This window comes from Paenibacillus sp. NPDC093718 (genome assembly GCF_050279985.1).
Lineage (GTDB): Bacteria > Bacillota > Bacilli > Paenibacillales > Paenibacillaceae > Paenibacillus_AQ.
Map to the genome: position 1 here is coordinate 1 of NZ_JBNNUS010000010.1, position 12,903 is coordinate 12,903.

The following is a 12,903-nucleotide window of genomic DNA, read 5'->3' on the forward strand; positions in this document are numbered from 1 at the left end:
GCAAAACTGCAGCTAGTAGTGTAACGAAATCTATCTAAGCAGGTAACACACAGAAGCACCAAGATCTCCCGAACTATCCTGCCCGTTAGCTTAATAAAAGGGCGTCTACCACCGTCGATGAAATCATATCGGGAATGTAACCATGTTCTTGTCATCAGTCGGGAATGTTATCAAGTTCTTGTCATTGTGTTTTGACAAGAACTTGATAACATAAATATAAAAAGCCGCATATTCAGCGGCTTCTAATGTTACTATGTTTTTGTCACCCGACATTTAAAAACCAAATTATTGTAGTTAATTCAGAAGCAGATGATCCACGATTCGCTTTGCATCAGTTTTTACCCACCCCAATAATGAGGAGCCTCTGGTGGTCTGCCATGGTAGGCCAAGAAAGTAAAGGCCTTTCACTACAGAAATCCCTTCGTGATGTTCTAATATGCCATTTTTAAAAGCTCCGTCTATTTCTATCCACTGATCATTTCGTCGATAGCCTGTAGACCAAATAATATTATCGATATGTATAGAGGTACTTTCCTCGGCAAAAAATGCTTCCTGATCCTGTATATTAATTGTTTTAGAGTGTAATTTTATTTTCCCAGCATCAATGAGTGGTTTTAATGTATTTCCGTAAACCATCTCTGGTTGTTTGTACAACCATTTCCCTAGAATACTAGATCGTTTAGCTGTAATAACTCCAAATGCGTTAAAGTACCAAAAAATACTACGGCCCATAATATGCAAAGGCTTATAGTTAATTTTGTGACTTGCTGACAAATGAACCTCAAATATTTCAGCTAATTCACACGCAATCTGAGCTCCTGAATTACCAGCACCAACAACTAAAACGGTGCCTTCTTGTAGTTGATTGGCATTTCGATATTCGGAAGAATGCATCTGCTTAACTTTATCTCCTATTTTCTTATGTATAGGTGGGATAAAAGCTTCTTGAAACGGACCCGTTGCAACAATAACTTTAGTTCGATGTGTAGGTCCCACCGGTGGTTATCAGTTCAAAATATTCGTCCACTTTTTTCAAAGATAAAACTCTAGCATTGTTTCTTATTGGTAGCTGAAAATGGTTCGAGTAATCTTCCAGGTAGTTCGCAACTTCATTTTTGTCTGGTAGACCATGTGGTTCTCCTTTGAGTTTCATTCCTGGTAAACTACCATACATTCGGGGCGTAAAGAGTTGCAATGAATCATAACGATTTCGCCAAGAATCACCGAGATTTTGACTCCCATCTAGTATTAAAAACTTTGCGCCCTGTTGTCTAAGATAATAACCAGCTGCAAGCCCTGCTTGTCCTCCTCCAACGATAATTACATCAAGCATTGTCGTCTCCTCCTGTTAAGTAGCTTATTAGCTGAATACCCTGACTATAGATGTCACCTGTTTGCGTTAAAGTTGTATTACTTTTAAAAGAAGCGGCATACAATGCGGCTTTCATTTGTCGATGTGCTTCATTTCTTAATCCTTAATAGACGCATGCTATTCAAAATTACGATCAATGCGGCACCTGTATCGCTGATTACTGCGATCCATAAAGTGAGGATATCCGGGAATATCAATATTAAGGCGGCTGCCTTTACAATTAGCGAAAACACAACATCCTCTACTAGGCTAACAATTAGCTCTTTTCCCTGCAAAATAAATTCAATCCATAGGTTTGCACTATCTGGAATTCAAACCCTTTTACTCCATATATCCGTCAGTAACACAGATACTTCGATGGTCTTATCATTTACAGAAATACTGCCCAGAATCTATTCATTTAGTCATTAAAGTTCCACTTTTATATTCCCTTTTAATCTTAGACTTGTTCCTGTTTCTACATCAACTTTTTCTTCAAACTCCACGACTATGTTTCTACCCAACCCTTCAATATTACAAATAAATGTGTAATCATCTTCTTTCTCAATAACAGTAGCTGAAACTATACTATGGGAGGATTCACTTATAGGTTGTAGCACATCTTCAATAAGTCCTGATTTCTTAGTAATAACTGAATAATCATTAACTAAGTCAATTCCAACAATAAAAGTTAGATTTTGTCCAACATGAAGAATTTCAGAGGTTTTCCCCTCCTCCAAATACTCCTCATGTTGTATGAAGTGACACCATAACTTTTTTTCTATTGCAGTGAAGTTTTTCGGATTTTCTGCTCCATCTAAGTAATATCTGCTTCCCATCCGCCGGCATAGCTGCCACCATTGACTTGTACGGAAATACCCAGGTTACGGATGATCCCTGATACGCGGCCGAAGAAGCCGACATATTGCAAAGACCGTCCATCGATGGTGAGGCCTTCAATCCGTTGTCCCCTTCCGACGAAAATACCTCTGAAGACGGTCGCTTCAACTGTTATTACGAAAAACCGAGCGAAGGTTTTTACTTGAGGTGCCGTCGTACTACGACCACTGTTTCATGGATTGAAAGTGAAAAAAGGCTTATACCCAACCTATAATCAAGTTGGAATAAGCCTTCATAATAATTGAACGATTCTTTTGTTATGTCTGCTAAACTTCTTATTGCTGTTCTACCACTAACTGTATTATCCTCGTTAAAAACGTAAATTCTATCGCAATTAGTACATCTCCATACCTCATTCTTAGGAACAGGCGTTTTTAACACTGGATCTATATAATCTCTCTGTTTAATATCGTTCCATTCTCTATCTGTGTAGACATGCACAGAGGATACTTCTACCAATTTCCTCTTTCAAAATCATCACTATCAAGTTCTTTAACATATACCGATATCCACAATACTGTTTGTTCGACAGGGTCAGTTTCAATAAATACCCCCTTGGGGCTTACATATACTTCTTCAAAATCATCGTATTCAAAACTTGGTTCTATCTGGAGCACCTCATCAATATGCATGCCAATATGAATTTTATCAAATAATAATCCATTGTATCCATTAGATGCAGTTATCTTAAAAAGCTTACCATTCAATAAATTGAACCACAAATCTACAGAATCTTTAATTTCATATCTTACAAAGAATTTCACTAACAAAGATGACTTTTCATCCTGCTTATCAATTAAGTCGTAAAATTGACTTAAATGACTATAAAGTTTAACTCCTCCAAGCCCAACCCATGGTATAATTGGTAAATTATTGTCTATCATTTTATTCCCCTCCCTGTAAAGATAATAGTTGTAGTTTCTGCACCGCCCGTTTTATACATATTCTCAGAACCATCGACAATTTTAATAATTCCTTGATCACTCGTGCTTATTAACGTATGGACTATTCCCGTGCCTTCCCCCACCAGGTGAAACCTGCATTTGTGTTATGTTTTTTTCTCACTTCCAGTGTTGTGAATGTTAATGATTTTGGCACCTGATCTTGATTTTTTAGAAGCCTGAACCGAGCAATCTGGAAGAATCGTGCCTTTTGATTCAGAAGCCCCACAGCGCTATGCTTCTAGTATCGTGCTAACCTCCGTTTTAGCAGTATCGTATGTATCTCTAATAAAATGGATCACAAAAAACGCACCTCCTACAGAGATGCGAATTTCGCTTGCAGTCCATGCTGCAACCCGCGTAAGTGGGCTATGGGATCCTATAACTTTTACTCCTTTAATATACGTGCTAAGAACCCTGATCTCATCAAATCGCTTAGCACAGAAGCCAGATGTTTTTCCGCTAAACGCGTATGGCGGTAAAAGGTGGCTCTGCTCATATGAAAGAATGCTGCGAGCTGGCTTTTGTTCCGGTCCTTGCGCAGATAACTTGCGATGAGAATTTCCTTCTCCAACAGTGTCAAAGGTTCTCTCGGACGTCCGTCGGCCAGAATCCCTTGGATGATGTCCCTCACCTGCATCCCGTCCAAACCCAATCGCCGAATGACAGGGAGTTCCTCCAGCTTGTCCGGGTCGTACAGCCGTTCCAGCATTTGCTTCATGACGCTTCTATCAATAGCCAGGGGATACTCATCCTCCCGTTGATGTGCCGGTTGTCCTGCTGCTGTCTCCGTTTGCCGGATGATCCGCTGAATCCACTGATCAAAGCTCGTTTGCCTAAAATCCAGTTCCCATGTCGTCAATTCGATGTCCTGGAATCCCATCGTTTTCCCGCACGCTTTGAATCCCAGGATCGACAATAAGGAATTCAACTGCGGATCCCCCGCCGCTAAAATCCCCCGCAGGCCGCCAGTCATGTGAACCAGCCATTGCTGCATCAGCAAGGCCCCTAGCTCTTCGGGGCGATACAAGGACTGTTCGGAGTTCACCGCGGATAACAACACAAATATCGTATCGGCTGCCTCCGGAGGAAGCCGATGCAGCGAAGAAGCTTCCTCCCCCAGCATCCCTCTGCACCCAGGTGCATATCGTTCCAACAATGGCAAACTCAAGGCATGCAGCCAGATGCCTGCGCAAAACGCCAGCGGCATCCCTTTTTCATCCCGCACGATAAAGATTCCTTCAGGAAAATGTGCTGCAATCTCCTCCAGCAAAACCGGGCAATCGGCAGGTTCAACCAGTTCGGACTGCCAGTCGGAACCCAGAATTGACGCCTTCAAAAAACGTTGCAAATACGGCAGATCCTCCTGTCCGAACGGCTTCTGCTCGCCGGGTTTCAGGCTTGACGAGAAGTTGGCATACGCATGGGCCGAGGGCAGAAATTCGCGGTACAGCTCCAAAATGTGGGCGCTCAGGCGCATCTGCATCCGTTGATCGACTGAATGGAATCGTTCTGCCAGCAGGACGAACGCCTGATGGCGAACCGCTTCGAATTGTTCGGGGTTTCTGCGAGCGAAATCATCCCGTAACATTCGAGCGACGACCTGGTGCAGCGATATCCCATCCACCGTATCCCGGACAAACGAAAGTGCCCTCAGATGGTAATAGTCCGCCCCTTCCAAGGGTTCGTCCAACAACCGGTTCAGAAGTTTCTCGTCAGCTACAGGCAGAAGCGACAAGACCTTCAACGCGCGGTACACGCCAGGAGAAGCCGCTTCCCGCAAAAATTCGGCGCTCAACACAGCCGGAACCTCTCGCCATACATCCCACTGTTCTGCAGACTCGGAAAGCAGCATATCCACGGTCAAAGCTAGCGACAACGGATGGCCTTCCGTCTTCTCGGCAATAGCCCTTTGCAATTCCGCAGACAAGCCGCTGCCGCCTAAATAATCGTAGACCTCTTCTCGCGTAAACAGCCGCAAAGGGAACTTTCGTAATAGGGATTTCCATTCCGGATTCGTCTGCCATTTGAGCGGCAGTCCATGGCGCGAAGCACATACGATCAACACGCGGGCGGACTTCAGCTCGGGAAGAAATCTTGAGAAAAGCCACCCTTCCAGCTGCGCGATCTCCTCACAATTATCTATGAACAACACCGTGCGCTGCAGTTGAAGCTCGTTAACGATGTATGGCAGCAGTGCGGATTCCGTAGCCCTGGTTCTGCCGTATTCGATTGCAAGATTCATCTCCAGACTCGCCAGAAAAGCCCCCGACGTCGTTAAGCCTCCTTGCCCGTCCAGCCAAAGGGAACGCACCGAGGACTGCCTTGCCGTGCGGGCCATTTGTAGCAGCAGCGTTGTTTTGCCAATGCCGCCAATTCCTGATATTGAAAAAATGGATGTCTGCGCCCGGGAATCCGCCAACCAATCCGTGAAACTCATCATTTCCCGATCCAATCCGATGATGCGATGTTTTGAAATCTTCTCCATCCGTTACATCCTCACTCCATCCGCTTCTCGCCCGTTGAGTCTTATCACTAGTAAACCTGCTATTTTTTTATACTATACTATGTTTCGAGTCTACGAATAGGCTTAATAACGGAATAAACGCAAAAAAACGCGCACATTCTCGGTTGGAATGTGCGCGCCAGCTATTCAGCTGCAATCAGTTCATGAAATTCAAGTAGAGCAGCATTCGTTTTAAGAGAACAGTGCTTTGGGCGCGCGTGGCAAACGCCTGCGGAGTGAACGCAGCCTTCCCGACCCCTTCGATCATGCCCGCGGCCAGCAGGTCGGCAGCCGATCCCTTGGCCCACTCGGATACCTGGGCATGGTCCGCAAAGCGTTCCAACGCGGAGGCATCCTGCGGCGGAAGCTCGCCGGCATATCGGACGGCTCTGGCCAACATAACCGCGACCTGTTCTCTCGTGACCCGAGCGTCCGGTTGGAACGAACCGTCAGCGTAGCCTTCAATCAAGCCGGCCGCGGATGCGGCTCCTACCGCACCGGCATACCAAACTTCTTTCGGCCACACGTCTGAATAGGAAGAAAGCTGCGGTTTCTCGGCGAGTCCGAGCGCACGTACGAGCATCGCAACGAACTCGGCGCGGGTCACCGTACGGTTGGGATCAAACGTGCCTTCAGCCGATCCGTTCACGATCAGTTTGTTCACCATCCGCTCGATGTCGCTTTGCGCCCAATGTCCCTGGATATCCCCGAAGGTTCGGTTGGAGCGAACCGCGGTGAACACGCCGTTATATGCGCCATAAAAAGTCGCTGTCTCCCCTTCAAAAACGGAAGGGACGAAGCGCGGCTTGCCTGCGCCATCCACCCACACGACGGTGGAATGGCCGGGTTCTGCCACACCGTTCATCGAGAACGTCCGCTCTAAATACGTGCCTTCCGCTTCGATTTTCACATTGCCGTCACTGTATAGCTCAAAGCTCGTCGGCCCAGCCAGCATGTCATAGCCTTGACGGGTCATTTCCTCATCCAGCTCGCGGCTCACAGAATCCGTCATTCTCGCAATGACGACCGTTACGGTCGCTCGGTTCGGGAGGTCGCTTAGTACGTGCAGCGGAACGCGGTAGCTTGCCCCGTTCACCCCAATCCGAATGGCTGCATTCGGCTTCGACACAAGGAGAGCTTGCAGCTCTTCCGCCGGAAGATCTACCTTCACCACCGGATCCTCATTGTCGATGACGATGAAGATATCTTTCCCACCAGCGGCCCATGACCGAACCAGCTCGGAGCCCGGCATCAGTCTTAGAACGGTGCGTCCGTCATGCTCCTGCTCTTTTTTGGCGGTTACCCGAACTTGTTGACCGTTGATCGTTACGATCATTCTTGGGTCCGGCACAGGGGAAGGGGCAGGAACCGGAACCCAGCTATAGGATGGGGGTTCCGGTTCTGGGGTATAGGCAGCTCTCAAATCGATGCGCCCTACGTCAACTGTCTCCCCAGCTAAGACATTTACGGTTGTCGTATAACTACCATAACCCGCTGCCGTTACCGTGAGCGCATGACGGCCTGCTGCCACGTGAGTTAGCGTAAAATCCCCACTAGCGTAGGTGACGCCCGTCACTCCGCCAGTCGATATCGTCGCACCGGCCAGCGGCGTATTTCCAGTGCCGTACACCGCGCCGATCACCGTCCCCGCAGCCGCTGGAGCTGACTGTACCGTCACCGCGGTGTTGGCCGAGTACCCTCCGTCGGCAGTCGTCACTGTAACGACCGCCGTACCTTCAGCGATTGGCGTCACCTCGCCGCTCTGATCCACCTCGGCGACGGCCGTATCGCTGGAGATCCAGGATAACGTCTGATTCGTTGCATTCACCGGCATAAGGATGGCTGTCAGCTTATGTGAGGCACCTTCTGCCGTAAGGATTAGTTCCGTCTGATCCAGCGTCACTCCCGTCACGCGGACTTGGTCTCGAATATGGACGGCTTCCACCTGTACGCTGCTCCATGCCTGGATGCGCTGCTGGCCATCCAGTTCAAATACCTGAAGATATTGACCCGGGACTGGATCCAAAATGTCCGCACCTAGCGAGTACAAGGCCGCTTCGCCAGGCAGCGCGTCCCCCAATAGTGGGCGCACACCGGCAGCTGCCCCGAGCAGATAAGCAAACGTATGCCCCGGGTCGCCCGGAACCGCCGTCACGCTCGTCGAGCCGGTCACACTGCCCGGATTGATGGCAAACCCATTGATGTCCATTGCAGGTTCATCCACGTGCAGGATCAAGACTGCGCTGACGGTGTTCTGGCCCGAATCGGTCGCCGTAACCGTAACCGGGAACGCGCCGCTCACCGTAGCGCTGCCTTCGATTCTGCCAGAGGCAGTTATCGATAGGCCATTGGGAAGTCCGGAGGCGCTCCATGACAAGCTCCCCCTTGCGCCGTCGAAAGCGTCTATCGCAATTGAATAAGGAGCGTCCTTGACCGACCGCGGCAGATCGGTTGTCAAAATGACGGGACGCAAATAAGGATAACCCCCATTGACGCCAGCATCGACGGCCCACGTATTCGTGAAATCCCAGCCGCCATAATTGGAGGCAGCCTTCATCTCGTCGGTAGTTAGGCCTGTGAGATGAGGCTGGCCTAAGTAACCCACAACCCCCACGCCACTAGCTTGGGTCGATGCAACTTTATCAAAATACGAGGAGTTGATCGAGGCATTCGATATAATTCCGATAAAACCGCCTATTGTGCTATAGCTGATGCTTCCGGATTGCATGACTGCGGTCGACGAATAACTATTGGCGATCGTTCCGTATATCAAATGTGCAGCCAATCCGCCGCCATAGAAATAGTGATTGCCCGCCGTATACGTGACTGTTCCGGTGGCATACGAGTCCTTGATACTGCCCGATCCCTGAGAACCGACAAGCCCCCCGGCAAACTGATTGGAAGCATCGCCGCTCTTTACGGCAGCGGATGAAGATGAACGAAGAATGGTCGAATCGCCATTGGCAGCCCCTGCCAAGCCGCCAGCTGTGCTCAAGCCTCCATAACCGGTATTGCCGCCAGTAATAGTACCCTCCGAATACGAGTTGATGATGCTGCCGCCCATTAGATGCCCCACCAATCCGCCGGCATAACTGCCGCCATGGACTTGTGCCGAAATGCCCAGATTACGGATGGTACCCGATACGCGGCTGAAGAAGCCGACATACTGCAGAGCTCCTCCATCGATGGTGAGGCCTTCGACCCGGTGTCCCCTGCCGTCGAAAATGCCGCTGAAGACGGTCGCTTCATCGGCTATGGGTACCCAATCGTATCCGGTCATATCGATGTTGCTGGTCAATCGGATATTCCGATCCAGGTAAGACGCTTGATTCCGATTGATATAAGCCAGTTCTTCTGCGGTCCCGACCCAAACCCAACCGTCCGTTTCGGACGGGACCGAGTCGTTACCAGCCCGGACCACAGGCAGAGCGGAAGACAAGGGAGCAAGCACCATCGAAAAAATGAGCAGTACTGCCAGAGTGATGGACATTTTTTTCATAAACAGGTTTCTCCTTTGCATCAGTACAATCATCGATGAATCATAGAAACACGACGTGATCTGATAAATTTCAACATCTTCAATTAAGTGTAATATAACAATGGAACAAAGACTGTCTCATTTTTGTTTCAAGTTCATAGGAAGGCTGTCATAACGGAAAAACCGAGCGAAGGTTTTTGCTTGAAGTCCCATCGTTCTACGACGATTTCGCAAATTGTTCAAATTAAAAATAAAGAATACGCAAACACTCCTCTACTAGTTATCCCTTTTTAACTAAAAATGGCAAAGCCACTTTAGGCCTTAGTTTCACTGTTTCATGGATTGAAAGTGCAGAAAGGCTTATACCCAACCTATAATCAAGTTGGAATAAGCCTTCATAATGATTGAACGATCTTGTTATTTAGTTTGTAAAGTTTTCTTATTGCTGTTCCACTACATAAACCTTACTAACTGTATTATCCTCGTTAAAAACGTAAATTCTATCGCAATTAGTACATCTCCATACTTCTTTCTTAGGATCAGGTATTAAAAGTGGATCTATCGAATCTCCCATGTTTATAATATCGTCCCATTCTCTATCTGTATAGACATGCAATTGAACATCGTTCGGAGCTTCAACTGTGGATAAGTATTCGCCACACTTACATTGTAATCTAGCCATATTTTGATTCCTCCTAATTTGTTACCTTTCCATTAATGATCCATATTTCTACTTCCCCTGGAATCTGCTTATCGGGTAAGTACCCTTAGCACGTTCGAGTATCTGTTGTGCTTGTTCTTTCGTAAGCCCCGCCTCTCTACCATCAATAATAACTTTCTCAGCAAGTTGTTTAAAACCATCTTTAATCCTTCCAACCCCAGTATTCACATTCGGATTTTGCAGGGACTTGAGTTCTGTTAAAACTCCATCTACTTTAAAATCTGGTGTTTTTTCTCCATGTTTCGTTGACTCAGGGATCCGCTCAACAGTCTTCCCCTCTGCAATTAAATCATTTGCAACTCTTCTTTCTGCTGGCTTCAACTCGTTCACATTTCCAATAAAATTCCCTTTAGAATCAGGAGCCTTCGGCGTTCCCTCAACCTTCCCCCCATCCCCACCCGAATCATTCTTCAGGTTTGGGTGAGTCTTCAAGCCTAACCGGCGCGTGGTCAAGCCGGCGATGGCCATGGCTGCTTGCTGTCCGGCAAAATTGAACACACCGCCCGACGCCTCGACGTCTGCGGCGAATTTATCCTGGGTATCGGCATCAAAGATCATTTTGCCTCCCCAGACCACCGTTTCGGCAGCCTCCTCGATCGTCCCAATGGTCATGTTATAGGCCATATCCTTAGCGGTGTCAAGCGGGTCTTCTACCAAGGATGTCGCCGTATCCTTTACCGAATTTGCCACGGACTTCGCACCGGTCTGCAGCCCCTGCCAGAAGTCCCCCGCATGGTCCCAGAATGTTTTGGGCTCATTAGCAGCGCTCGCTGCAGCTGCCGCGATCATGAGATCTTCATGCATATCGGCTGAAAAACCGAAAGGCAATGGCTTTCAATTCTTGGCCGATGATCCTAAGATGCTCAATCGTTTTATTCATTTCCCCATGGGCGTGCTGAAAATCTTCGAAAAACCGGGAACGGGTCGTTCCTTCCCACGAAGACACCATATACGTAATCTGCTGGTCCAGCCGATTCTTGGTCGTTTCCAGTTCTTCCGCTGCCCTGGCGGCTTCCTCCGATACCCAAATCAGCACCTCGGGCGGGACGAGTATTCTAGGCATTTGCATCCTCTCCAACGTTTCATTGGACCTTATTGTATCCTTCTTCTAGAATATGGAAAAGGTTCCAGAGTCCTTCATATCAATGGCATGGGAGTATGCAATCTGGAAGAATCGTGCCTTTCATTTTCTAATATGGTACTGAAGCCCCAATATGCCTCTATTGTCTCTAGTTATAGTAACAGCCTTGGTTGGCAGTATGGTGTATCCCTAATAAAAACAGCCATAAAGGGATGCCTTCCATGGCTGTTCGCGCTTGCTCCTATTTGGTTACACTGACATTCAACTTCAACTAGCTCTTAATAAACACAATTTTCACACCAACCTCCTGATCCTGCTCATTCACGGCCTTATACACGCCGTAAGCACCGTCGCCTATACCTGTCCGGGATACGACGCCTCCATCCAGGACACCCGCTTCTTCTCCACTCTCGGTGATGTCGCGGCAGGCATAATACCATTTCGTATCCGTATCCGAGCTGTCCGATGTCGCATCCGCGTCAGGAATTCGGTACTTCTGAATATCAAAAATCCCGGCCCGCCCGCTATCCACCCCAGCTACAAAAGGACACTTGATCCATTCCAGGAATGCCCCCTGTTCAGCTGCCGAGTGATGGTAAGCCGTTAACTTGGCGTTGGCTTCGCCCCAATCCGGGATCTCCACCTTCTCCACTTCCGAGGCCCACGTTCCATTTAATACAGCTTCCAACACGCCCATGATGATAATGTTCGTATCCAATTCATAACAAGGATCCGCAACAACCAATTGTCCGGAACTCACTTCAAAATTGCCCAGTTGAATGATCAATGAAAGATACCTCCAATAACTGCTTATGATGGTTCTATTTTAGCACGTATGATATGGAGAGTTTAAATGGGAGGCCTACCTCTAATTTAACTTACCTCCCGAGTCTTAAAACCGACCTCTCCTCTATACTCCCCTCTATACTGTACGGGTGAGAGTGCAAGAGTTGGACGTTTCCCCGTCTGCCTATGTCCAGATAGAGGATTTTCCTCTTATCGTCCCGCTGCACAACCATCACAAAAAAACGCACCTCCTAGAGAGATGCGTCTTTCACTGACATTCAAATGTTACAAGCCGCATATCACCTGCAGTTAGTCAGGTTACTCGGGGATATTCCCCCCGGCCACACGGTCGCCGGAATTGCCCGATGGATCGGTTACGCCGTCATCTTCGCCGGCATGAATGATCAGCGAGCGCCCGAGTACGGAGTTTGGCTGGTTCTTTTCAAGGGTTCCATGCCGAATGATCATCTCCGCCTCCACGGTGCCGTCTGTGCTTACAACCAGATTCGGCATATCGCCAACATGGCTTCCTTGTGGATGCTTGAGGCCATGATGCTTGTCGGTCGGATTAAAATGCCCACCGGCAGATTTGAAATCCCTATCTTTGATCGTGTTCTCATGTACATGGAACCCATGCTTGCCTGGTGTGAGGCCGGATGCGGTGATCTTCACCTTCACCCCGTCATTGATCTGCTCCAATGTAGCGGAACCAACAGACTCCCCCGCCGCATTGTACAGCTGGACTTCAAGATGCCCCAGAGATTCCTTCCTGAAAGCCTGGTCCCCGAACACGGGTTGATTAACCGGATCCGAAACCATCCGAGCAGGTACATCGCTGCTGCCGGTAGGAGTCTCGGAATCCGAGGCCGCCGTCCCTTGTTGCTCAAATGGTCCGTCAGTGGTGGTGGTGTCCTTCCCGTTAACGTAGTAGCTTATTTTAGACATCGTGTGTTTAATCGCATCTAAGGTTCCTTCGGAATTTGCAGCTGCGAACAATATTCCTGTAAACAGCAGGGCTCCGGCAAAAAATGCTCCAGCCATATATTTTAACTTGTTGGTCTTCTTCTTCACTTCATCGCCTCCTGAATGATGATATTCATTCATCTCCCAATCCCCTGAATTTATACGTCTAAGTCGTT

Annotated in this window: 9 protein-coding genes and 1 pseudogene; all 10 read right to left on the bottom strand. The window is 48.1% G+C overall.

The window, feature by feature from the left end:
* Positions 1 to 294: 294 nt before the first annotated feature.
* Positions 295 to 1,333, bottom strand: a pseudogene (locus ACQKPA_RS25395) (flavin-containing monooxygenase).
* 446 nt (positions 1,334 to 1,779) lie between these two features.
* Positions 1,780 to 2,190: a hypothetical protein gene (locus ACQKPA_RS25400; RefSeq protein ID WP_427495257.1), complete on the bottom strand. Its 411-nt coding sequence runs from the start codon at positions 2,188 to 2,190 to the stop codon at positions 1,780 to 1,782.
* Between the two features lie 513 nt (positions 2,191 to 2,703).
* Complete coding sequence (locus ACQKPA_RS25405) at positions 2,704 to 3,135, bottom strand: hypothetical protein (RefSeq protein ID WP_427495258.1); 432 nt, start codon at positions 3,133 to 3,135, stop codon at positions 2,704 to 2,706.
* Between the two features lie 445 nt (positions 3,136 to 3,580).
* Positions 3,581 to 5,680, bottom strand: coding sequence for an NB-ARC domain-containing protein (locus tag ACQKPA_RS25410; protein WP_427495259.1), 2,100 nt, complete (start codon positions 5,678 to 5,680; stop codon positions 3,581 to 3,583).
* A 175-nt stretch (positions 5,681 to 5,855) separates the two neighbouring features.
* A complete protein-coding gene (locus ACQKPA_RS25415) occupies positions 5,856 to 9,197 on the bottom strand; it encodes an S-layer homology domain-containing protein (protein WP_427495260.1) in 3,342 nt (1,113 codons plus the stop codon).
* Positions 9,198 to 9,615: 418 nt separating this feature from the next.
* Entirely contained in the window at positions 9,616 to 9,858 is a 243-nt protein-coding gene (locus tag ACQKPA_RS25420) for a hypothetical protein (protein WP_427495261.1), read from the bottom strand.
* A 48-nt stretch (positions 9,859 to 9,906) separates the two neighbouring features.
* On the bottom strand, positions 9,907 to 10,686 hold the full coding sequence (locus ACQKPA_RS25425) for a hypothetical protein (protein ID WP_427495262.1): 780 nt from the start codon (positions 10,684 to 10,686) through the stop codon (positions 9,907 to 9,909).
* A 7-nt stretch (positions 10,687 to 10,693) separates the two neighbouring features.
* Complete coding sequence (locus tag ACQKPA_RS25430; RefSeq protein ID WP_427495263.1) at positions 10,694 to 10,960, bottom strand: WXG100 family type VII secretion target; 267 nt, start codon at positions 10,958 to 10,960, stop codon at positions 10,694 to 10,696.
* A gap of 289 nt (positions 10,961 to 11,249) precedes the next feature.
* A complete protein-coding gene (locus tag ACQKPA_RS25435; protein ID WP_427495265.1) occupies positions 11,250 to 11,765 on the bottom strand; it encodes a DUF4241 domain-containing protein in 516 nt (171 codons plus the stop codon).
* 317 nt (positions 11,766 to 12,082) lie between these two features.
* Positions 12,083 to 12,868, bottom strand: a complete 786-nt coding sequence (locus tag ACQKPA_RS25440; protein ID WP_427495266.1) for a superoxide dismutase family protein — start codon at positions 12,866 to 12,868, stop codon at positions 12,083 to 12,085.
* Positions 12,869 to 12,903 lie beyond the last annotated feature (35 nt).